The organism is Rhizobium ruizarguesonis (assembly GCF_012349115.1).
GTDB classification, from domain to species: Bacteria; Pseudomonadota; Alphaproteobacteria; order Rhizobiales; family Rhizobiaceae; genus Rhizobium; species Rhizobium ruizarguesonis.
In genome coordinates this window covers 30,996-52,119 of record NZ_PQIG01000122.1, presented here as the reverse complement: position 1 = coordinate 52,119, position 21,124 = coordinate 30,996, and the positions used below count along the sequence as shown (strand labels likewise).

Below are 21,124 nucleotides of genomic sequence, written 5' to 3'. Positions count from 1 at the left end.
AACGCTCGCGAATTTCCCTCGACGGCAGTAGCGGCCACCGAATTCCGCTGGCGTGACCGACGTTGCCAACCGGCATGACGAGACCAAGGTATTCCTCCCCCAACCATTCCTCTTTCTCCAGACCGGAAATTGCGTCAGGGGACGAAGGGAAGGCCTCCAACACGGCCAATTCCCGCCACTATCCCACTCGAGCAAAACGATATCCGACAGACTCCAGCCTGATTTTAGATAATCGATTCCCAGATTACAGCATGATACTTAGATCCTGTAATCATATTGTAGACTGAGTCATGTGGATTGATAATCAGACTGTATGCTGATATTTATTGTCTCATGATCAGCTTACCGTCTGAGGGCAATGGATGAAGAGTGACAGTCGAAAGAGGGGGCGCCTGCGCCTTGATGAACGACTTCGAGCGCTCCACCCGATCGACCGGTTCAGGGCGCCGCCGAAGGGATGGGTGCGCGCACTACGCGACGCACTCGGAATGACGGGCGCGCAACTCGGCGCACGCATTGGCGTGCGACCTCAAACTGTTGAAGCCATCGAGAAGTCGGAAGCCGCAGGCACGATCCAACTCAATACCTTACGTCGCGCAGCTGAGGCGCTGGATTGCACTCTCGTCTACGCCCTCGTTCCAAACAGTTCACTTGAGACTGTCATCGAGGGGCGCGCAAGGAAGATCGCAACACGTGAGCTTCAGCGTGTCGCGCATACAATGCGGCTCGAAGCTCAGGACACAGATGAAGCAGACTTCGAATCCCGCGTCCAGACATACATTCGCGACAGGCTCTCCGAGCGCGACCTCTGGAACGAGACATGACGGACCTGTTTCAGGAGCCTGAGGACGCAACACCCCTTGAACCGCAAGAGCGACAGGGACTGCTTCAGACATGGATCACGCACCGCCGAGATCTCAACGAGGCGGAGCAGGAAAACATCGTCGAGGGTGCGGCCTGGGCGCGCGGTCGCCGGCGCGTATCGCTTGAGCGAATGCTCAGCGAGGACTTCATGCGAACACTGCACAAGCGGATGTTTGGCGACGTCTGGGAATGGGCCGGCACTTTCCGAACGACGGAGCGCAACATCGGCGTCCAAGCCTACCGCATCGGAGTGGAGCTCGCGAGCCTGTTAAGCGACGTCGGCTATTGGGTTGAGCATGAGGCATTTCCGTCGGATGAAATTGCGATCAGGTTTCACCATCGCCTGGTCGCGATCAACCCGTTTCCAAACGGAAATGGCCGTCACGCTCGCTTGGCGGCCGATCTTCTGATCGAACGCCTTGGCGGCGAGCGTTTCAGTTGGGGCGGCAGAACTCTGGCCGATGTCGGTGAACTGCGCACTCGCTACGTCGTGGCCCTTCGCGCAGCAGACAACCATGATATCGCGCCGCTGCTAGAATTCGCGCGCACCTGAGAAGCGGCGTATCGTTCGCCTTGATGGTATCTGAACCGTCGACCATTCACGCCACACGACGCTTTTCGAACGAGATCAGCGGATCACTGCGTATAATGCGGTCGCCCTTTCGCTTGCCAAGTCGTGGCCAGCTTTTCACTCGGCAATCGTTGCTTCAGGAAACGTCCACTTGCCTTCGGTGCTGCCGGCTTGGCGATCGGTCAGGCGTTGCAGGCACGCTTCAGAATATCGCGGCTGGAAGTCATGCTTGACAATGAAAGCATATGCTCCTATCTGCTAGCGATTACGAGCATATGCTCTCATTAAGGAGATATGGCAATGAGCAAGACAGATATCCTGGTCAGTGGGGCAACCGGACGGACCGGCGGCGCTGCTATCGACGAGCTTCTTCAACTAGGCAAAAAGGTCCGAGCCTATGTTCGCTCGGACGACGACCGCGCGAAAGCACTGCGGAAGCGCGGCGTCGAAATCGCGGTTGGCGATTTCACTGACATCGACGACATTCGTGCGGCGATGGAGGGTATTCGATCTGCATACTTTCTTCACCCAATCGCGCCCGGAATTCTTAGTGCAGCTGCCTACTTCGCGCAGGCGGCGAAGGAAGCGGGCGTCTCCGCGATTGTAAACATGTCGCAGATCTCGGCACGTCGAGAATCCACCAGCCACGCAGCGCAGGATCATTGGATTTCGGAGCGCGTCTTCGACTGGTCAGGCGTCCCAACCACGCATCTGCGTCCAACCTTCTTTGCCGATTGGCTCGTCTATCCGCATTTTGCAAGGGAGATCTGGGCGGCCAAGAAAATCGAATTCCCTTTCGAGAACGGCCGCCATGCACCGATTAGCTCGGATGACCAGGGGCGTGTGATCGCCCATCTGCTGGCAAAGCCGGAAGGCCATGAAGGCGAGATTTATACTCTTCACGGCCCCGTCGAAATGAACCACACAGAGATCGCCGCAGCAATGAGTGATGTTCTGGGAGCCAAGATCGAATACGCGCCGGCCTCGATCGAAGCCTTTAAAGACAAGATGGAGACGCTCTACAAGTTTCCGCCCTTCCTCGTGCAGCACCTAGTCGAAGTCGCTCAGAACTACCGCGAGGGCGTCTTTTCCGGCACCAACGACGTCGTCGAGCGCGTGACCGGAACCCCTGCCCTCTCCGTACCGGAATTCATCGAAAAGAACCGTGACGCCTTCCAGTGAAGGCGAAAGCCAGGAGTAACGGCTATGTCGAGCACTCACCAAGAACGCCATCCATTCCTCGACGACCTGACCGCAGAAGCGGAACTGATCAGTTCCGTGCTGCGTGGACCGGTGATCGGTCGGGAAGAAATCCGGCGTGTCGTAGATGCCGTCGGCACTTTCTACGTCGATCAAACCCCGACCTTTATGGAGATCGTCGGTTCGCGGACGTTTCTGGAATATGAAGCGCTATTGTCCAGCGGCGAACGCCTGAATGCGACCGTCATCATCGATCGCCACCCGGATGGCTCCATACCGCGCGTAAGCGTCCGTATGGCCCCGGTCCATGCCGTTGTTTCGCTCGCCGACCACCTCAAAGGCGCGCTATCCGGTCAGTTGCCCAAGCAACTTTTCCTCTGAATCCAACAGCTCATTTGGCCTCCGCCGGAGTAGCGGATCGGCCACTAACCTAACAAGGAGACGTGTCATGGAAATCAACAACGAAACGATCTTCATTACAGGTGCCAATCGCGGCCTAGGTCTGGCCTTCGCACGCGAGGCCGTCCGGCGCGGAGCAAAGAAGGTCTACGCAGGCATGCGCAACACAAAAGGCTTCGACGAACCCGGTGTCGTGCCAATCCGCATCGACGTCACCGATCCGACCTCGGTCGCCGCCGCAGCCGAGGCTGCAGCAGATACAACGATTCTGATCAACAATGCAGGTATTGCCGCCCTGATCGACAATCCCTTGGCGGTCGATTTCGAGGCTCAATCGAAGGCGTTGTTTGACACCAACTACTATGGCGTGGCGCGCGTCACACAGGCGTTCGAGCCTGGCCTTTCCAAAGTGCCCCGTGCCGCCATTATCAACGTCCTTTCTGATATCGTATGGCTGCCACGGCCCTATCTGACACCATATGCCGCGTCGAAGGCCGCCGCCTGGAGCTATACGAACCAGTTACGGTTCCACCTTGCGGGCCGCAGCATCCAGGTGCTCGCTCTTCACGTCGGCTTCCTGGACACGGATTTGACGAACGGTATCGACGTGCCGAAGACCAGCCCGGTGGACGTGGCAATAGAGACCTATGACGCACTGTCCGCCGGAAAGAGCGAGGTCATGGCCGACAAGGGCACGGTTCTGTTAAAGAGCACCTTGGCGGACGAGGTTCCCGGCTACATCACACCCCCGCCGGGATTGTTCTGAATAGCCGGCGCGATGGCAATAAAGGATGGCGTCTTCCGCGGGCTGTGTGAAGACGCCCGGAGAATGGATTTGAAAGGGACGGAAATGTTGTCGGCAAATCAGCCTCTGGGAATCGACCAGTGCAATTGCAACGCCATGCGTAAGGCGAGCCGCCAGATCACCCGCCTCTATGACGCTCACCTCGAACCGGTCGGGCTGCGCATCACCCAGTTCCTGATCCTCGCCGCTCTGGCTGAGGCTGAAAGCGCGACCGTCATTGCGCTCGCCGAGCGCCTCGATGTTGAACGCACGGCAATGGGGAAGATGGTCGGTTTCTTGGAGAGAGACGGCTTTGTCTCCATGAAGCCCTCGCCGACCGATGGCCGCTACCGGGTCATCGAACTGACGCTTGAAGGCCGTCTCCTGCACGAAAGGGCATCGCCCCTCTGGCTTGCGGCCCAGCAAGAGTTTGCGAACCTTAACGGTGCAGCAAACGCAGCCTCACTTCGAACTGAGCTGAACGGGATCGTAGTCGGCAAACACCGTGCGATGTCTTCGGGCGATTGACGCAGGTCTCACCCGGTCTTCGGAACGGGGCTGTTCCTGCGTGAACGGTAGACGACACAACGCTCTTGATCGGCCTCGAACCCGCGACCGCACTCGTGTCTCGCTCGACGCTTCCGCAAATCACTTATAATTTTTACCGGCGAGATGAAATGAATCCACGGAACAGCAAAGTGCTTTCGAAAGCGCCCCGTCCGGGATGATCTACACTTTACCGCGGCGCTTCTCCGTCGCAGGTCGATCGGCTGCGGCGAACGACGCGGCCAGGGCAGCGGGTTGGGGGTATGCATCGAGACGCCGACGCAGCAGGCAGTGGCCGGCGACGTCGGAGACCGTCAGCCCGCTATGGACGTGATCTCCCGAAATTTAGACGACTTTGAATCCTTCTCGAGCGTCTTGAAATTTACCGTTCAGTTTTATGGCGACCCACAACACTCTCCCCATCGGAGCGCCAATCTCCGGCCGGGCAATTACCTTCAAAAACTCATCTGTACTCGTAGTATGCCCTTCAATAGATACTTTGACTTCTGAAACTTTATCGCCGCCATATTCATCGGTAGATATGTATACTTTGATCTTTTTTTTACTAAAGCCATGACCTATGAGCCTAAAAGGCGTATCAACACGCAACGGAGCAGCCACGTCGTCCGGGTTCAAACTATCAATTTTAACTTCAACTTCAGGTTTATCGTCGGACATGTTAGCCTCCCTGGTCCGTCCCTATCTGTAGATTAATCACCATCGCCCGATCTGCGCGGTATGAATCCGCCTGATCTTGACATCACCCCGCCGGAGCGGGACAAGGCGCCGCCTGATCTGGACAATCCGCCGCTCGCCGTTCCTCTGGGATCAGCCGAAACCTCAGCCGAGAGCAGGATTTGTTCAAAGGTTCCCGTTTCGGCATCGAGTCTCATCGAGAGATCGCCCTTGTCATAGACCCAAACCCTCATATCCTTGGCGAGAGCTCCAATTTGGGACCCGAGGCCGGTTCGGGCACTTGAACCAGGGGACCGAGACAATCTGTCGTACGCGATAGCATTCGGAGGCGGATCGTCGGGATCCGCGCCGGAGCCGTGGACAACGAAGATTGCTGGCCGAGCGAGTTCAATGAAAGCTCCCTCGAAAGAGAAGGCATAGATGCGCGCCAGAGCCGCGTCGTCCGCACCCAGCTGGCGCCTCAGAAAATTGTTCTTTCCTGATTTAGGTACGCCCAGAGGCTTGTAAACACTGCCTCTAAGAATCAGATCACTAAGTTGGCGCCCGAACAGATATACCGCTGATACGCCGAGTAATGTTTCATCGTCTGCCACGTCCCCCTCCATCCACCTGACTATTGACCGTTCATTGATCTCGACAGCAAAACTTTCTCGCGATAGTTCATCTTCGGAAGCTCTAGATAATCTATCGGCAGTAACGTCCGCGCAGAGAGGACATGGCTGCGATGCTCGCCGCCTTTCACGTGCGCGCCGGCGTGCAACTCGCCGATCGCCCGTTGCCCGAAGTTTCTGCTGATGATTCTTGCGAATTGGCCGCCACTTTCATTCCGATCAATCGTAAGCATCGTCCTCGCGACATCGCCGTAGTCCAGAAAGTCGGGAGCAAGAGCCCACAGGGTTTCCGCCAGATACGTCCCGACGATATCGCGTGCGTCGAGCAGTGCTTCGACAAAACCATCTGGGTTGCGCGCGAAAGCGCGGTCGAAAGCACGCTGCACGGGAGCCTCGGCAGCCGGATCGAACTCGGCAATATCTGCGAGATCCTCAACGGCAGGCGAGATCAAGCCGCGCGCCACCAGGCTCTCATGAAAGATGTCGACGAGGATGTCGAATATCGCGCCGGTGAGTGGTTGCGAGAGCTCATGCTCGTCCTTCCACCCACGAGCGAACTCGGCCATCGTCCTTTTGTTGTTTGCCGACCGTATCTGCCGATGCGGCGAAAATTCCGAAAAGCGAGCAAGGCGATTTGCGCGGTAGAGGTTACCGCGCGTCTCCGCGAGAACATTGTCGATCACGGACGGAAAATGCATGGCCGCGATCAGCGACACGCAGTCGGAGAAGGCCTCCTGGAAGCCAAGATATTCGGGGTACTCGGTTCCCGGGCGCGGCACGCCCAGTACGCTGAAGATGATCGCGTGCCCCACCTCGTGAGCGATGACATCGAAATCCAGGCTGAAGGGAAGGACGTGCCCGTCATTCTCGAACTGGCTCCCAACTTCGAGGAATCCATAGCCGTACTGCGCGTTGTCCCATCGCGGCAGGATCGAGATTTCCAGACGGTCATAATGATCGCGAAAATGCCAGGTGAGCGGCTGGCCGAGATAGCGTTCCCACACATCCAGGGTGAATCGCACGCAACCAAAAACATGCGCGGCTTCGAAGCCAGCCATCGAAGGTCGAAGATAGTCGAAATTGCCGCACTCGTCGGGGGTGGCCGGCTCGAGGATTTTGCCGGTCCAGGGCGGCAGATACATGTACGGCGTTCCGAGCGGCCCGCGGTTCACACCGTAAGGACCGGTCTTGCCGACCGGCTCCACAACAAACATGCGATTGTCGGCCGGACCAGCTGTCAGGCTACCCAGCCGAGACGATACTTCAACAATCTCAGGACTAGACCGAGCATCTTCAAATGGAGGCTGTACAAAAAGTCTAAACCGGGTGCCCATTCGCACTCCCCTCAAAAGACTTTTATGATTGCCATTTTAAGTTGACATTCGGCGCTCGCAGGAATTTTAGCAAGTAATAAAATAGAATTAGAAACAGCCAGATGTTCTTGGCGTTATTCAGACAGCTCAACCAAACTCGAATAGCGCGGGTGATTGCGTATGGAGTCGAGATCGGAATCGTTCTTGAACCACAGCCGCATCTCGATGCCGACTTGAGGCATCCAGACCTCAAGCAAATCTATCGCTCTGTCGATTTCGCCAAGCAGTGCATAGGTGCAGGCGGCATTGTACTGGATGTTTATGTCGTTGGGATCCGTCGCCAGCGCGCGCGCCAACCATTCCAGCGCCATGTCGCGGACCCCGAGAAAGGCCAGCGCCGTCGCTCCCAAGCAGGCAACATTGGCATTTTCCGGATGGAGCCGCAGTTCCTCCTCCGCCCTTTTCAACGCGATCCGCGCATAACTGCTGGCCTTGTCTATTTGCCCGAGCGAACGAAAGACGTTCACGAGCATGATCGGCGCACCATAATCGGCAGGCTTAATTTCCATTGCGCGCTGAAAGTGCGTAGCCGCCAGTTCGAACTGACCGTCGGTGACGCAAAATTCGGCATAGTACCGATTCGCCTCGTGGCAATCGGCGTCGAGCGACAAAGCCTCTTCGAATGCGCAAACCGCCTCAGTGCGATTGCCGGCGACGGCCAACGCAAACCCCCTGGCCGCGTGTGCCTCTGCCAGGTTGGGATCGATAGCGAGTGCCATCGCCGTGTTGGCGAGAATGTCCTCCACCGGAATCTCCGTGCCGAATTGAGACCGCAGACGTGAATCGCAAACCGCGATGCCGGCATAGGCTCGGGCATAGCCGGGATCCAATTCGATGGCTCTGGCGAAGCTCTGTCTGGCCATCAGATGGTTTGAGCGCGAGGCAATATGGTAGTATTCGCGGCCCCTGAGGTAGTGCGTATAAGCTTCCACGCTCTCTGTCGGCGCCTGCTCGATTGCCTTCTTTTCCTCCGGGAGCAGCTTGACCTTTAGTTGATCGACGATCGCCTTGGTAATCTCGTCCTGCACTTCGAAGATGTCGGTGAGGTCGCGGTCGTAACGCGCGGCCCACATGTGGCCGTCGCTCGCTGCGTCGATCAATTCAGCATTGATCCTCATATGGTTGCCGGCCTTGCGGACGCTGCCCTCTACCACATAAGCAACCCCGAGTTCCCTGGCGATGCGCTGCAGGTTCTCGCTGCGGCCTTTCCATGTGAAGACAGTGTTGCGGCTTAGTACAAACAGGCCTGAAACATTCGATAGGTCAGTGATGATGTCCTCGGTGATGCCGTCGCTGAAAAACTCCTGGGCGGGATCGTTGCTGATGTTGGCAAATGGCAGGATGGCAACCGATGGCTTGTTGGTGGGTGCCTGCGTGTGGCCGCTTGCGGCAAGCGGTACCTCCTCGCCGGAGCCGACATTGCCCCAATCGGCAAAATAGACATGGACCGGACGGGAAATGTTCTTGACGGTCTTGGCGCCCTGGTCTGCGAAATTGAGATCGAGCTTGTTTCCGACTTCGTGGCGCACAGCCGCCGAACAGGCAATGCCGCCAGGATCTGCAAGGGCTTGCAGCCGGACCGCCACATTAATGCCGTCCCCATGAAAGTCATCCGCATCGAAGATGATATCGCCCAGGTTCAAGCCTATTCGAAACGCAAAGTGCCGGTCCGCTGGAATCCCAATGTTGCGCTCCAGCATACCGCGCTGGATTTCGACTGCGCATCGTGCAGCACTGAGCACGCTGCCGAACTCGACCAGGAAACCGTCGCCCATCACCTTGATTATACGCCCGCCGTGGCTCGCGACAGCGGGATCGAAAAGCTCGCGGCGATGCTGACGAAGGGCATCAAGCGTCTCCTCTTCGTTTGCCTCCAGGAGACGGCTGTAGCCCACCACATCGGCAGCCAGGATAGCCGCCAATCGGCGCTCGACAAGCTCTGCGCACATGCCCGTCTCCCCAACGTGCTGGTGGCAATATTACTCAATTCTAGAAGCTGGCCGATCATGTTGCCGGACGATTGTATTACTGACAACTAAAATATCCCTCTGCCGCCGAACCGACAGTTATATCTTCCAGATTTGGCCATCTGGCATCTGCGCCTTCGACTAATAGGCCCGGCCCCCCGGCATTCGCCGCGGCCGGCTCCGTCAGCTCTTCGGAGCGGCGATGCTCTCCCTCGGGATAAGGCTGCTGCGGATGACGGTGCGCACCGCCGCCGCATTCTCTCTCTGGCCAATGGCGTCGAGCAGGAGATCCACCGCTGCGCGCCCCATCTCTTCCACCGGCTGCTTGATCGTCGAGAGCGGCGGCGAGCAGAATTCGCAGACCGGGGAGCCGTCGAAGGAGACGACGGACAGATCACCGGGAATGCTTACACCTCTCCGCTGGACACGGCTGACAAACGAAATGGCCATGTCGTCGCTGGTTGCGATGACGGCCGTCGGCTTTTCGGTCAATTTGGCGAAATCGTCCGCTGCCTGGACGCCGATGTCGAAGCCGTGCTGATAATCGAGATGGCCGCCCGAGCGACGCACCGAGCCCTCCGACAATCCTGCCGCCTCGAGCGCCTCGAGCACGCCGCCATAACGCTCGACATCGTGGTAATTGCCTTCAGGCCCCGCAAGATAGAAGAACCGTCGATGACCCAATCGGATCAGTTCGGCGGTGACGTCGCGCACGGCCTCGCGGTCGTTCGTAATCACGCTCTGCAGGCCGGCATCGCTCATGTCGAGCAGCATCGACACGATCGGCAGACCGGAATTTGCCAGCGAGCGCCCGTCGACCTCCGGGAGCTTCGACGACAGGATGATGGCGCCGCGCACGCTCCCGCCAAAGGCGAGGTCGAGAATATGCCGTTCGGAAATCTCGTCGCGATCGAGGTTGGCGATCATCAGGTTGTAGCCGCCCTGGATCAGCGACTTGTTGATGCTCTGCAGCACCTGCGGAATGATCTGGGAAGCGCCATAGTAGAGCGATCCCGGCAGGATGATCATGATGATGTTGGATTTGCCGACCCTGAGGCCGCGCGCCATGGCGTTCGGCGTGTAGCCCAGCTGCCTGGCAGCGGCATTGATCTTGGCGCGCGTCTTCTCGTTGACCCGTCCGGGATTGGCGAGCGCCCGGCTGACTGTTGATATCGCAACGCCGGCGAGCCGTGCGACATCGGCCATCAATGCACCCGATGGCTCCTCTCCTACCACATCCTTGTTTTTATTCATGTTTATTTCGGTCTCCCGGATGCTTCGATTTGCAACTCTAAGGCAGGCGCCGATTTATAGCAAACGTTTGCCAAAAACCGCTTGCTTAAAAAACCGGCTTGGCTATTATCTAGTCATGGCAAACGATTGCCATTTCTTAATGCGTTGAAAATCCATGGCTTATTGGATGCGGAACGGCTCTTCCGCACGCGGGTAGGTCATGCCTCGATAAATGGACAGGTTATGGCTACTGACAGGCTGCGCTTCGGCGTCGATCTCGTGACATTCTTCCATCCCGGCTTCTGGGGCGTCGACAGCCATGATGCGATCGTCGGCTATGCCCGCGCTGAACCGCGTGCCTTCTGGGACAAGATACTCGACAGCGTCCAGGCCTCCGGGGTCACCGGCGTCGAGCTGACCTTCTCTCCCTTCAACTGGCAGGACGCCATCAAGACCTACGGTTCCGTCGACGCCTTCGCAGCCGAGCTGGCTAGACGGGGCCTGACGCTGTGCAGCGGCTTCTTCGCGGAACTGGAGGCGGCCGGCGATTTCGCTGAGCCCGAGGCCCAGCGCGCGCTGATCGACAAGGCGGAACGATATGCCGATTTCCTGAAAGCCTGCGGCAGCGACATCATGGTGATCGGCGCCCCCTTGCGCCAGACACTCGGCGCCCAGCCAGTGCAATTCTACGATTTCGACCGCGCCAAGGTGATCGCCGATTTCCTGAACCGGCTCGGTGCAACACTCCATTCCAGGGGCGTGCGGCTTGCGCTGCACACCGAGGCGCACTCGATCTTTGCCGCCGCGCGCGATGTCGATCTGATGATGCTGCTCACCGATCCGGCCTATGTACACATGTGCCCGGACACGGCCCATATCATCGTTGCCGGCTCCGATCCAATCCAGCTCGTCGATCGCCATCACGAGCGCATGATCATCGCTCATTGGAAGGATGCAATCGGCCCCATGCCCTCAGACACGCCGATCGACAAGCACATCCATGAACGCCACCAGCCCTATTTCTGCAGCTTCGGCCTCGGACGGGTCGATTGGCCGGCCTGGATCCGGCTGCTGCGCGACCGGGCCTATGAAGGCTGGGCGATCCTCGAACTCGATGCCGCGCCCGATCCCGTCCGCGACATCGCCAACGGGCTCACGCTCGTCCGGCAGGCGCTCCTGCCGATCTATCGCTGACAGTCATCCCTAAGACAACAAAACGCCCCGCAAAGAGGGCATTTTCAAGAGGTGGAACAATGAAGAACATGATGAAGCTTTTACTTGCCGGCGCAGCAATCGTCGGCCTATCCGCCTCGGCCCATGCCGAGGATAAGCCGACGATCGAAATCATGTCGTCCTGGACGTCGGGCGGCGAAGCAGCTGCCCTCAACGTTATCAAGACCGAGTTCGAAAAGCGCGGCGGCGTCTGGAAGGATTCCTCGATCGCCGGTTTCGGCGCGGCCGATGCCGCCTTCCAGAACCGTATTGTCGCCGGTGACGCGCCGGGCGCCAAGCAGGGCGTCATCGGTCTCGCTGCGGCAGATTTCATCAACCAGGGCCTGTTCAATCCGATCGACGACGTGGCCGCCGCCGGCAAATGGGCCGATGCTCTGCCGAAATCGATCCACGACCTCATCACCTATGACGGCAAGGTCTATCTCTCGCCGACCGGCGCCCATGGTGAAAGCTGGATCTTCTATTCGAAGGAAGCCTTCGAGAAGGCCGGCATTTCGCAAGAGCCCAAGACCTGGGACGAGCTCTTTGGCGATCTCGACAAGATGAAGGCTGCCGGCATCGTTCCGGTCGCCTGGGGCGGCCAGCCCTGGCAGCAGACCAAGGTCTTCAACATGATCCTGCTCTCGCAGGTCGGGATCGACGGCTTCCTGAAGATCTATGTCGACAAGGACAAGAGCCAGGCCTCCGTCGAAGGTGTGAAGAAGACCCTTGAGATCCTCGGCAAGCTGCGCGGTTACGTCGATGCGGGTGCTGCCGGGCGCAACTGGAACGACGCGACCGCCATGCTGATCACAGCCAAGGCCGGCGTGCAGTTCATGGGCGATTGGGCCAAGGGCGAATTCACCGTTGCCGGCAAGGAGCCGGGCAAGGATTATGGCTGCATGATCGTGCCGGAGTCGAAGGGCATGGTTTACATCGCCGACGCCCTCTGGTTCCCAAAGACCGGCAATGCCGAGACCGACAAGGCGCAGAAACTTCTCGCCGAAGTCGTCATGGACCCGGCCGTCCAGGTCGAATTTGCGCTCAAGAAGGGTTCGGTTCCGATGCGCTCCGACGTCGACAAGTCGAAACTGGACGTCTGCGCCCAGAAGGGTGTCGAGCTGATGGCTGCGGGTGCGATCGTACCGGATCAGGCGATCGTGCTGACGCCCCAGCAAGTTGGCGCGCTCGACGACTTCGTCGACGAATACTGGAGCGGCGGCTCGAATGATACGGCCTCCGCGGCCGAAAATTTCTTCGCCATCTTCGAGTAGGATAGCGCCTGTGGCGTCGGCCTGATGTCGACGCCACAGCTGCCGGCCGCCGCCTCGCGCGGCGGTGCGAGCCCTGCTTTCCACCCGCCAACGAGCTGGCCGATGTCCATCAAACGCAAGCCCAATTTATCCGCGACCATCGCCCTTTTGCCGACATGGTTCGTCGCCGTCGTGGTCTTCATCGGCACCATGGCCTGGTCGATCCGCCTGTCCTTCACCAATTCCACGCTTTTTCCGTCCTCGACCTATGTCGGCTTGGCGCAGTATTCGAAGCTCTTCTCTTCCGCCAAGTGGCTGGCATCGCTGCAAAACGTGTTGATCTTCGGTGTCCTTTACGTCGCAGGCTGTTTGCTGCTCGGCTTCCTGCTGGCCGCGGCGCTCGACCGCAAGATCCGCTTCGAAAGCGCCTTTAGGACCCTATTCCTCTATCCCTACGCCATGTCCTTCGTGGTGACCGGGCTGATCTGGCAATGGATGCTCAATCCGACGCTCGGCATCCAGGCAAGCGTGCGTTCGCTCGGTTGGGAAAGCTTCGTCCTCGACTGGGTGGTCAATCGCGACATGGCGATCTATGCGCTGGTGCTTGCCGGCGTGTGGCAGGGCGCGGGGCTCGTCATGGTCATTGCGCTTGCCGGCATGCGTGGCATCGAAGGCGAGCAATGGAAGGCGGCGCGGATCGACGGCATTCCCGTCTGGCGCATCTATGTCTCGATCATCCTGCCCCAGCTCGGGCCGGCGCTGGCCGCGGCCGGCATGCTGCTCGCCATGGGCGTGATCAAGACCTACGACATCGTCGTCGCCATGACCAATGGCGGCCCCGGCAATGCGACCGAGGTGCCGGCGAAATTCATCATGGACAATCTGTTCGGGCGCCAGAACCTCGGCCTCGCCACAGCAGGTGCGACGGTGCTTGTCCTCGGAGTGATCATCGCAGTCGCCCCGTTCCGCTACATCATGCACATGCGTGACAAAGCAAAGGGGGCTGCGTGATGGCCCGTCCTCATCCGAACGGCCCGAAGCCGGCGCAGATCACCGCCGGGCGCATCGGTCTCTATGCCTTCCTTGTCGTCGCCGCACTTTTCTTCCTTCTGCCGCTCTACACCATGGTCGTCACCTCGCTGAAATCCATGGACGAAATCCGGCTCGGGCAGATCTTTGCCCTGCCGGCCACGCTCGATTTCTCTGCCTGGGCTACCGCCTGGTCGGGCGCCTGCATGGGAACCGTCTGCGTCGGCATTCGCAGCGGCTTCTGGAATTCGGTGGCGATCACCCTCCCCTCGGTCGCGCTCTCGGTCTTCATCGGCGCCGTCAACGGCTATGCGCTGTCGCTCTGGCGGCCGCGCGGGGCAAACCTGCTCTTCGGCCTGCTGATGGCCGGCGGCCTGATCCCCTACCAGATCTTCCTCTATCCGATGGTCCGGGCGATGGCGAATATCGATCTCTATAATTCACTCGCCGGCATCATTCTCGTGCATGTCATCTTCGGCCTGCCGCTGGTGACGCTGCTCTTCCGCAACTATTTCGTCAGCGTGCCGGAGGAGCTGTGCAAGGCGGCGCGCGTCGACGGCGCGGGCTTCTGGCGTATCTTTTTCGAGATCATGCTGCCGATTGCCGTGCCGATGGTCGTGGTGGTCTCGATGCTGCAGTTCACCGGCATCTGGAACGACTTCCTGCTTGGTCTCGTCTTTGCCGGGCGCGACAACCTGCCAATGACCGTGCAGCTCAACAATATCGTCAACACCACGATGGGCGAGCGGACCTACAACGTGAACATGGCGGCGACGATCCTCACCGCCATCGTTCCGCTTGCCATCTATTTCCTGTCCGGCCGCTGGTTCGTGCGCGGCATCGCGGCCGGCGCAGTCAAGGGGTAACGCTTCCATGCAATCTGCCGTCTCCGTCAAGGATCTGAAGATCGCCTATGGTGACCATACGGTGATCGAGAAGATGTCGATCGATATCGCGCCGCGAGAGTTCCTGGTGCTGCTCGGCCCTTCCGGCTGCGGCAAGTCCACGCTTCTGAACGCCATTGCCGGTCTCCAGGACATCACATCAGGCGAGGTCTGGATCTCAGGCAAGAACGTCAGCTGGGAGGAGCCGAAGGACCGCGGCATCGGCATGGTCTTCCAGTCCTACGCGCTCTATCCGCGTATGTCGGTCCGCAAGAACCTCTCCTTCGGACTTCGCGTCGCCGGCCTGCCGAAGGCCGAGATCGAGGCCCGTGTCGCCCGCACCGCGGCGCTCCTCCAGCTCGACAAGCTGCTCGACCGGCGTCCTGCCGAGCTTTCCGGCGGTCAGCGCCAGCGCGTCGCCATCGGCCGGGCGCTGGTACGCGAAGTGGATGTCTTCCTGTTCGACGAGCCACTGTCGAACCTCGACGCCAAGCTGCGCAACGAATTGCGCGTCGAGATCAAGAAGCTGCACCAGCGCCTCGGCAACACCATGATCTACGTCACCCACGACCAGGTCGAGGCCCTGACGCTGGCCGACCGCATCGCCATCATGCGCGATGGCGTCATCCAGCAACTCGCCTCGCCGGCTGAAATCTACCGCCGTCCGGCCAATCTCTTCGTTGCCGGCTTCATCGGCGCTCCGGCGATGAATTTCGCCGAGGGTCGGATCGAGCGCGGCAACGGCGCGCTGGTTTTCCAGAGCAAGGAGCTCGCTGTCGATCTCTCCGCTTATTCCTTTCGAGCGGACGCAGCGGAAGGACCGGCAATGCTCGGCTTTCGCCCGGAACACCTTGTGCTCGATGGGGCCACGAGCGGCCTGCCCACCATTCCGGGCCGCGTTGCCGTCGTCGAGCCGATGGGTTCGGACGCCGTCGTCTGGTTCGACTGGGCAGACCAGAGCCTCTCGCTCCGGCTCATGGGCGATGTCACCCTGCAGCCCGGCGATGCCGTGGCTCCCGGGCTCGATATCGCCAAGGCATCCCTCTTCGGCGCTGACGGATCGCGGCTGTGACGCGCCATCCCTTTGTTTTCCCGCAATTCCGGACGCCCTTCGCGCCGTTTTGAGGATTGCTCCAGGACAGGATTTGAAAAGACATGTCTGAGATCGTCTATGATGCGCTGGTGATCGGCTCCGGCGCGGCGGGTTCCTTTGCGGTAAAGGAACTGACAGCACAGGGATTATCGGTGCTGCTGCTCGAGGCCGGCCCCGCCGTCGGACCGAAGGATTTCGATCCCGCGCGCAAGAAGGCGCCGGCAAGCAGCATCAATATCTGGGAGCGCGCGCGGGCCACGCTCAAGGGCCAGCCGATCCAGGCGCGCGCAGCCTTTTTCACCGAGCGCTTCAGCCATTTCTTCGTCAACGACCGCAAGAACCCCTATACGACGCCGAAGGGCGAACCCTTCCTCTGGATCCGTGGCCGCCAAGGCGGCGGGCGGCTCCACAGTTTCGGCCGGGTGCTGCTGCGCTGGACCGACGACGATTTCAAGATCCGCTCACGCGCCGGAAAGGGCGTGGACTGGCCGGTCTCCTATGACGAGCTGGTGCCTTTCTACGACGAGGTCGAGGCCTATCTCGGGCTCTACGGCAACAAGGATAACGTGGCCACCCTGCCGGACGGCATCTATGCGAAGCCGGCAAGCCTGACGCCCGCCGAACAGATCTTCAAGCAGGCGGTTGAAAACCGCTGGCCGGAAAGGCACGTCGTCTCCTGGCGTTACATCGCGCCTGACGCCGATCGGATGCCGCGACCGCTGCGAGAAGCAAAGGCGACCGGCCAGTTGACTATCCGCTACGACGCCGTCGTTCGCCGCATCACCACGGATAAGAAGACCGGCCGCGCCACCGGCGCGGAATACATCGATCGCAACACGGGCGCGGTATCGACGGCTCGCGCTGTAACGGTGGTGCTTTCGGCCTCGCCGATTGAGAGCGTGCGGCTGCTTTTGAATTCGGCTTCGGCGAAACATCCAGATGGGCTCGGCAACAGCTCGGGCGCTCTCGGTCGCTATTTCATGGACCAGCTGCCGTGCCTCGCCTTCGGCTCCTTTTCGAAGGCGAAGGGTTGGGCACCCGACGAATCCGCGCCGACCGACCCCTTTTACAATCCGTCGGGCGGGGTCTTCATTCCCCGCTTCGGAGAGGGCGACGCCGCCCGCGGCGATTTCGACTATCAGGGAAGCGTCGGCCGCGCGCCGGTCTCCGGGGACAGAGATGCACGTCTCGCCTTCTTCGGCTTCGGCCGCATGCTGCCCTATGCCGACAACCGCATCACGCTCGATGTCAGGCGTAGGGATGCCTGGAACATTCCCGTGCCGCATATCCGCTGCGTCATGCAAGAGGAGGAGCAGACACTGCTCAAAAGGCAGGAGGAGACGCTGATCGCCATGATCAGGGAGATTGGCGGCGACCTCGAATTCATCGGCTCGCCCACCGGCCTCAAGGAAATGGGCAAGGGCGCCTTTCCCGAAGCCGATGCCTTCAGCCGCTTCATGTTCCGCAAATGGTTCCGCAAGACCATGTGCATGGGCGCCGCAATCCATGAGACGGGCGGCGCGCGCATGGGCGAAAACCGGCAAGCTTCTGTGCTCAATCCCTACAACCAGGTCTGGGATGCCCCGAACCTCATCGTCACCGACGCCAGCGCCTTCCCCGGCAGCGGCATCGCCGGCACCACGCTCACCGTCATGGCCCTGACGATCCGCGCCTGCCGGAACCTTGTCGACCAGTACCGGACGGGACAGCTATAGGCGCAAAGTCGAAGTGTCCTGTTTCTGCAAAGTTGGAATGTCACTCTCCCGGCGTTTGATTGGCTGGGAGACGTGCGGATGCGCCTTCTTTGCCGAGGATTTTAAGGACCGTTCTCACCCCGCTCATTACACCGGATGTAATTGAGGGCATTCCCTGTCCCGCGATATTAGTGAACGGCCTTCCTGCAGGAGGAACATTCCCTTCAACAGAAGCGGCCGACCAACGCGATGTCGACGGCTAAGCTGCCGTCGACAGTACGAGGCGGCCGAGGAGAACGACGATGACGACCATGAATTTTACCAAACGAGAACCCCCTGAATGGCTGTTGGCATTCTGGAAGGAGATCGATGACAAGACCTTCGGCGAAGGCTTCGACTGCTTGGCGCAGGATGCTACCTGCAATCTGGGCGTCGCCGACTGGAAGGGGCGAGAGACCATTCGCACGAATCTGCGCGCCTTCATCGACACGGGTTTCTCAGCGCTTCACGACGTAACGGAATATTGGGACGGTGGCTCGCTCAAGATCTTCCGCGGGACTGTCACCATGACGCCCGACGACGAGGCTCAACCGGTTGTCAAACCGGTGATGAACCACTTCTTCTATATGGATGAACGAGAGCCGGCCAAGGTTGGCCGCTGGTACGGATCGGTCGGCCCGGTTGCCTTCTGACCGACATCGTCGCTGACGGGAGCGTTATTGCCCCCGCCAGCCATCAGCTGCACACATGGAGATCGCTAAAAGATGAGCTCGACGCACGGCCATTCAGGCGCAATACCGAACGAGCTTGGCATCCAGTTGCGCGCCTGGCGCGACACGCGGGGCAAGAGCCAGCTGGATCTCTCACTCGACACCGGCATATCGCAGCGTCAGATCAGCTTCATCGAGAGTGGCCGAAGCACGCCCGGCCGCCACAATCTGCTGCATCTGGCCGATGCCCTTGATGTGCCGTTCCGGGAGCGCAATACGCTGCTGCTTGCCGCCGGCTATGCTCCGATTTACGCCGAAGGCGGCATCGACGACCTTGAAATGAAAAGTGTCAGGGATGCGCTGAAGCGTATGCTTGTTCAGCATGAACCGTTTCCGGCAGTGGTGATGGATCGCTATTGGAACGTGGTGATGACGAACGACGCGACGCAGCGCTTCTTCAACAGTTTCATCGACATGGCGGCACGGGAAAAACCGCGCAATCTGCTGCACCTGATATTCGATCCGGCCGGTTTGCGGCCCTTCATTCCAAATTGGGAGGAAACGGCAAAAAGTCTGATGGCGCGGGTGTTCAGGGAGTCCGTGGGCCGCGTCATCGATAAGCGCACCAAGGCGCTGATCGACGCGCTCCTCGCCTATCCGGATGTGGACAGTGCCTGGAAGGTCTCGACGACAGCCGACAGCACACCGGTCATTCCATTGTCGTTCATCAAGGACGGGCAGGTTCTGAGTTTCTTCTCACTGGTGACCACGGTTGGCACCGCACAGACGATAACGACCCAGGAAATGAGGATCGAGTGCATGTTCCCGTTGGATGATGGCACGGAGGTGGAATACGCTAAGCTGATGAAGCAGGCCGGCATGCGTTAATCCCGGATCGGGACGTGGCTGTTCCGGCTTTGGGTTAGCCGAACCGTCACACAAACTTCGCAGTGACATGCTCCTGTCGAAATCAGCAGGAAGGAAAAGGCCATGACTCAAACACCCCAGGACCAGCTCAGCCGTATTAAGGCCGAAATCGCCGACAGCTTCGATGAAGAGCTGGAAATGCAGATGGAGGAAGATCGGCTGGACGATCTGGTCGCCGAAGGAATGTCGGAACCAGCGGAGCAGACGATCGAACGAAAGATCTACTTCCGGGAGCTTTTCCGGCTGCAGCATGAACTGGTGCGGTTGCAGGATTGGGTTCAGCATAAGAAGCTGAAGGTGGTGGTGCTGTTCGAAGGCCGGGATTCGGCCGGCAAGGGTGGCGCGATCAAGCGCGTGACCCAGCGGCTCAATCCGCGCGTTTGCCGGACGGTCGCACTGCCCGCCCCCACCGAGCGGGAACGTCATCAATGGTATTTCCAGCGTTATGTCCCGCACCTTCCGACCGCCGGCGAAATGGTGCTCTTTGACCGAAGCTGGTACAATCGCGCCGGAGTCGAGCGCGTCATGGGATTCTGCACCGAGGAAGAACTCGAGGAGTTCTTCCGCTCGGTGCCTGAATTCGAACGGATGCTCGTCCGCTCCGGAATCGTGCTGATCAAGTACTGGTTTTCGATCACCGACGAGGAGCAGGAATTCCGCTTCAAGATGCGCATCCACGATCCGCTGAAGCAATGGAAGCTCTCACCGATGGATATGGAAAGCCGTGTCCATTGGGAAGAATACACCAAAGCCAAGGAAGAAATGCTGGCGCGGACGCACACGGAGGACGCACCCTGGTGGGTGGTACAGGCTGTGGACAAGAAACGCGCGCGTTTGAACTGCATTGCCCATCTTCTCGATCAGATCCCTTACGAGGATGTTCCGAAACCTGAGATCCAGTTGCCGGACCGCATCCGTCACGCTGATTACAACAGGGCGCCGGTTCCGCCTGAAATGCTCGTGCCGGAGCGCTATTGACGGCGTAGCCGCAAAGGCGGCCCTAAATCGGAATCGATTTAGGGGTTGCTACGCTACGCCACGGAAGAGCGTGGCGTAGCGTTGGATCGCCGGCGACCTTCAGGCGGCGACGTCAGCCATGCGGTTCAATTCCGACACGGCGTCATCCGGCAGCACGAGCCCGGCGGCGGCGAGGTTCTCCCTGAGATGGCCGACGGACGACGTGCCGGGGATCAGCAGGATGTTTTTCGCGCGACGCAGCAGCCAGGCGAGTGCCACCTGCATAGGCGTGGCATTGAGGCGTGCGGCGACATCGGACAGGGTGGACGACTGCAGCGGGCTGAACCCGCCGAGCGGGAAGAATGGCACATAGGCAATGCCGTCGCGCGCGAGATCGTCGATCAGGGCATCGTCGGCCCGATGCGCCAGATTGTACTGGTTCTGCACGCAGACGATCTCGGTGATCCCACGCCCTTCGGTGATCTGCTTGGATGTGACGTTGCTCAGCCCGACGTGACGCACCAGGCCTTGCCGCTGAAGATCGGCCAGCACCGTCAGCGGCGCTTCGATCGACCCTTCGGCCGGGCCGTGCACGTCGAACATGATCCTCAGATTGACGACATCGAGCACGTCGAGGCCGAGATTGCGGAGGTTGTCGTGTACTGCCTCCGTCAGCTCTTCGCGCGAGAAGGCCGGAATCCAGGATCCGTCCGCGCCGCGCCGGGCGCCGATCTTGGTGACGATGACGAGATCGTCGCGATAGGGATGCAGCGCTTCACGGATGATCTGGTTGGTGACGTGCGGGCCATAGAAGTCGCTGGTGTCGATGTGGTTTACGCCGCTCGTGACCGCCTCTCGCAGCACGGCCAAGGCCGCGCCATGATCTTTGGGCGGGCCAAACACGCCGGGCCCGGCAAGCTGCATGGCGCCATAGCCGAGCCGTTTCACGCTGCGGCCGCCGAGGTTGAACGTGCCGGACTGATCGGTAGTGGACATAACCTAATTCCTTTCAAGAGATGACGCCAAGATAGGCCCAAGAGATAAGCGCAAGAGATAAGCCCAAGATAAGCATTGTCGGCACGTGTGAAAATTGGCTACAATCCGCACGGGCTGTGCGGAGT

Annotated in this window: 21 protein-coding genes; 15 read left to right on the top strand and 6 right to left on the bottom strand. The window is 59.7% G+C overall.

Translation table 11 applies throughout. The features are described 5' to 3' along the window. Positions 1-362: 362 nt before the first annotated feature. From C3Y91_RS32810 to C3Y91_RS32785, 6 genes are all read left to right on the top strand, one after another. Positions 363-824, top strand: coding sequence for a mobile mystery protein A (locus tag C3Y91_RS32810; protein WP_018070657.1), 462 nt, complete (start codon positions 363-365; stop codon positions 822-824). After that, positions 821-1,417: a mobile mystery protein B gene (locus tag C3Y91_RS32805; RefSeq protein WP_027688629.1), complete on the top strand. Its 597-nt coding sequence runs from the start codon at positions 821-823 to the stop codon at positions 1,415-1,417. Before C3Y91_RS32810 ends, C3Y91_RS32805 begins: the two co-directional genes overlap by 4 nt. Positions 1,418-1,735: 318 nt before the next feature. Then, on the top strand, positions 1,736-2,617 hold the full coding sequence (locus C3Y91_RS32800) for an NmrA family NAD(P)-binding protein (RefSeq protein WP_018070655.1): 882 nt from the start codon (positions 1,736-1,738) through the stop codon (positions 2,615-2,617). Positions 2,618-2,641: 24 nt separating this feature from the next. Beyond that, positions 2,642-3,016 carry a hypothetical protein gene (locus C3Y91_RS32795; RefSeq protein ID WP_131589028.1) on the top strand — a complete coding sequence of 125 codons (375 nt, stop codon included), beginning with the start codon at positions 2,642-2,644 and terminating at the stop codon, positions 3,014-3,016. Positions 3,017-3,083: 67 nt separating this feature from the next. Further along, entirely contained in the window at positions 3,084-3,800 is a 717-nt protein-coding gene (locus C3Y91_RS32790) for an SDR family oxidoreductase (RefSeq protein WP_130662885.1), read from the top strand. A gap of 63 nt (positions 3,801-3,863) precedes the next feature. Beyond that, a complete protein-coding gene (locus tag C3Y91_RS32785) occupies positions 3,864-4,346 on the top strand; it encodes a MarR family winged helix-turn-helix transcriptional regulator (protein ID WP_246780253.1) in 483 nt (160 codons plus the stop codon). 363 nt (positions 4,347-4,709) lie between these two features. Here C3Y91_RS32785 and C3Y91_RS32780 read toward each other — a convergent pair whose 3' ends face one another. From C3Y91_RS32780 to C3Y91_RS32760, 5 genes are all read right to left on the bottom strand, one after another. After that, positions 4,710-5,042 carry a hypothetical protein gene (locus C3Y91_RS32780; protein ID WP_027688624.1) on the bottom strand — a complete coding sequence of 111 codons (333 nt, stop codon included), beginning with the start codon at positions 5,040-5,042 and terminating at the stop codon, positions 4,710-4,712. Between the two features lie 32 nt (positions 5,043-5,074). After that, a complete protein-coding gene (locus tag C3Y91_RS32775; RefSeq protein ID WP_018070650.1) occupies positions 5,075-5,665 on the bottom strand; it encodes a hypothetical protein in 591 nt (196 codons plus the stop codon). A gap of 8 nt (positions 5,666-5,673) precedes the next feature. Further along, positions 5,674-7,005 carry a gluzincin family metallopeptidase gene (locus tag C3Y91_RS32770; RefSeq protein ID WP_130764500.1) on the bottom strand — a complete coding sequence of 444 codons (1,332 nt, stop codon included), beginning with the start codon at positions 7,003-7,005 and terminating at the stop codon, positions 5,674-5,676. A 113-nt stretch (positions 7,006-7,118) separates the two neighbouring features. Next, positions 7,119-8,993 (bottom strand): adenylate/guanylate cyclase domain-containing protein, encoded by a 1,875-nt coding sequence (locus tag C3Y91_RS32765; protein WP_130764501.1) that lies wholly within the window; start codon positions 8,991-8,993, stop codon positions 7,119-7,121. A gap of 201 nt (positions 8,994-9,194) precedes the next feature. Next, a complete protein-coding gene (locus C3Y91_RS32760) occupies positions 9,195-10,265 on the bottom strand; it encodes a LacI family DNA-binding transcriptional regulator (protein WP_024320331.1) in 1,071 nt (356 codons plus the stop codon). Positions 10,266-10,487: 222 nt separating this feature from the next. Here C3Y91_RS32760 and C3Y91_RS32755 point away from each other — a divergent pair, with 222 nt between their 5' ends. From C3Y91_RS32755 to ppk2, 9 genes are all read left to right on the top strand, one after another. Beyond that, entirely contained in the window at positions 10,488-11,438 is a 951-nt protein-coding gene (locus tag C3Y91_RS32755) for a sugar phosphate isomerase/epimerase family protein (RefSeq protein WP_168576282.1), read from the top strand. A 59-nt stretch (positions 11,439-11,497) separates the two neighbouring features. Next, the gene (locus C3Y91_RS32750; protein ID WP_168576281.1) at positions 11,498-12,730 is read left to right on the top strand and encodes an ABC transporter substrate-binding protein; all 1,233 of its coding nucleotides are present in this window, start codon (positions 11,498-11,500) and stop codon (positions 12,728-12,730) included. 102 nt (positions 12,731-12,832) lie between these two features. Beyond that, positions 12,833-13,720, top strand: coding sequence for a carbohydrate ABC transporter permease (locus C3Y91_RS32745; protein WP_024320334.1), 888 nt, complete (start codon positions 12,833-12,835; stop codon positions 13,718-13,720). Then, a complete protein-coding gene (locus C3Y91_RS32740) occupies positions 13,720-14,604 on the top strand; it encodes a carbohydrate ABC transporter permease (protein WP_025398247.1) in 885 nt (294 codons plus the stop codon). Before C3Y91_RS32745 ends, C3Y91_RS32740 begins: the two co-directional genes overlap by 1 nt. A 7-nt stretch (positions 14,605-14,611) precedes the next feature. Continuing rightward, positions 14,612-15,694 carry an ABC transporter ATP-binding protein gene (locus C3Y91_RS32735; protein ID WP_130662882.1) on the top strand — a complete coding sequence of 361 codons (1,083 nt, stop codon included), beginning with the start codon at positions 14,612-14,614 and terminating at the stop codon, positions 15,692-15,694. Positions 15,695-15,777: 83 nt separating this feature from the next. Further along, on the top strand, positions 15,778-17,430 hold the full coding sequence (locus C3Y91_RS32730) for a GMC oxidoreductase (protein ID WP_168576280.1): 1,653 nt from the start codon (positions 15,778-15,780) through the stop codon (positions 17,428-17,430). 281 nt (positions 17,431-17,711) lie between these two features. After that, positions 17,712-18,101: a nuclear transport factor 2 family protein gene (locus tag C3Y91_RS32725; protein WP_131590440.1), complete on the top strand. Its 390-nt coding sequence runs from the start codon at positions 17,712-17,714 to the stop codon at positions 18,099-18,101. A gap of 72 nt (positions 18,102-18,173) precedes the next feature. After that, the gene (locus C3Y91_RS32720; protein WP_130676302.1) at positions 18,174-19,007 is read left to right on the top strand and encodes a helix-turn-helix domain-containing protein; all 834 of its coding nucleotides are present in this window, start codon (positions 18,174-18,176) and stop codon (positions 19,005-19,007) included. A gap of 102 nt (positions 19,008-19,109) precedes the next feature. Beyond that, a complete protein-coding gene (ppk2, locus tag C3Y91_RS32715) occupies positions 19,110-20,024 on the top strand; it encodes a polyphosphate kinase 2 (protein WP_018070638.1) in 915 nt (304 codons plus the stop codon). A gap of 99 nt (positions 20,025-20,123) precedes the next feature. Here ppk2 and C3Y91_RS32710 read toward each other — a convergent pair whose 3' ends face one another. Continuing rightward, positions 20,124-20,999, bottom strand: a complete 876-nt coding sequence (locus C3Y91_RS32710; RefSeq protein ID WP_130692139.1) for an aldo/keto reductase family oxidoreductase — start codon at positions 20,997-20,999, stop codon at positions 20,124-20,126. Positions 21,000-21,124 lie beyond the last annotated feature (125 nt).

Excerpts from the sequence above, each read along its gene's own strand:
- C3Y91_RS32810 (WP_018070657.1), top strand. The coding sequence starts at position 363 with ATGAAGAGTGACAGTCGAAAGAGGGGGCGCCTGCGCCTTGATGAACGA.
- C3Y91_RS32805 (WP_027688629.1), top strand. The coding sequence starts at position 821 with ATGACGGACCTGTTTCAGGAGCCTGAGGACGCAACACCCCTTGAACCG.
- C3Y91_RS32800 (WP_018070655.1), top strand. The coding sequence starts at position 1,736 with ATGAGCAAGACAGATATCCTGGTCAGTGGGGCAACCGGACGGACCGGC.
- C3Y91_RS32795 (WP_131589028.1), top strand. The coding sequence starts at position 2,642 with ATGTCGAGCACTCACCAAGAACGCCATCCATTCCTCGACGACCTGACC.
- C3Y91_RS32790 (WP_130662885.1), top strand. The coding sequence starts at position 3,084 with ATGGAAATCAACAACGAAACGATCTTCATTACAGGTGCCAATCGCGGC.
- C3Y91_RS32785 (WP_246780253.1), top strand. The coding sequence starts at position 3,864 with ATGGATTTGAAAGGGACGGAAATGTTGTCGGCAAATCAGCCTCTGGGA.
- C3Y91_RS32780 (WP_027688624.1), bottom strand. The coding sequence starts at position 5,042 with ATGTCCGACGATAAACCTGAAGTTGAAGTTAAAATTGATAGTTTGAAC.
- C3Y91_RS32775 (WP_018070650.1), bottom strand. The coding sequence starts at position 5,665 with ATGGAGGGGGACGTGGCAGACGATGAAACATTACTCGGCGTATCAGCG.
- C3Y91_RS32770 (WP_130764500.1), bottom strand. The coding sequence starts at position 7,005 with ATGGGCACCCGGTTTAGACTTTTTGTACAGCCTCCATTTGAAGATGCT.
- C3Y91_RS32765 (WP_130764501.1), bottom strand. The coding sequence starts at position 8,993 with ATGTGCGCAGAGCTTGTCGAGCGCCGATTGGCGGCTATCCTGGCTGCC.
- C3Y91_RS32760 (WP_024320331.1), bottom strand. The coding sequence starts at position 10,265 with ATGAATAAAAACAAGGATGTGGTAGGAGAGGAGCCATCGGGTGCATTG.
- C3Y91_RS32755 (WP_168576282.1), top strand. The coding sequence starts at position 10,488 with ATGGCTACTGACAGGCTGCGCTTCGGCGTCGATCTCGTGACATTCTTC.
- C3Y91_RS32750 (WP_168576281.1), top strand. The coding sequence starts at position 11,498 with ATGAAGAACATGATGAAGCTTTTACTTGCCGGCGCAGCAATCGTCGGC.
- C3Y91_RS32745 (WP_024320334.1), top strand. The coding sequence starts at position 12,833 with ATGTCCATCAAACGCAAGCCCAATTTATCCGCGACCATCGCCCTTTTG.
- C3Y91_RS32740 (WP_025398247.1), top strand. The coding sequence starts at position 13,720 with ATGGCCCGTCCTCATCCGAACGGCCCGAAGCCGGCGCAGATCACCGCC.
- C3Y91_RS32735 (WP_130662882.1), top strand. The coding sequence starts at position 14,612 with ATGCAATCTGCCGTCTCCGTCAAGGATCTGAAGATCGCCTATGGTGAC.
- C3Y91_RS32730 (WP_168576280.1), top strand. The coding sequence starts at position 15,778 with ATGTCTGAGATCGTCTATGATGCGCTGGTGATCGGCTCCGGCGCGGCG.
- C3Y91_RS32725 (WP_131590440.1), top strand. The coding sequence starts at position 17,712 with ATGACGACCATGAATTTTACCAAACGAGAACCCCCTGAATGGCTGTTG.
- C3Y91_RS32720 (WP_130676302.1), top strand. The coding sequence starts at position 18,174 with ATGAGCTCGACGCACGGCCATTCAGGCGCAATACCGAACGAGCTTGGC.
- ppk2 (WP_018070638.1), top strand. The coding sequence starts at position 19,110 with ATGACTCAAACACCCCAGGACCAGCTCAGCCGTATTAAGGCCGAAATC.
- C3Y91_RS32710 (WP_130692139.1), bottom strand. The coding sequence starts at position 20,999 with ATGTCCACTACCGATCAGTCCGGCACGTTCAACCTCGGCGGCCGCAGC.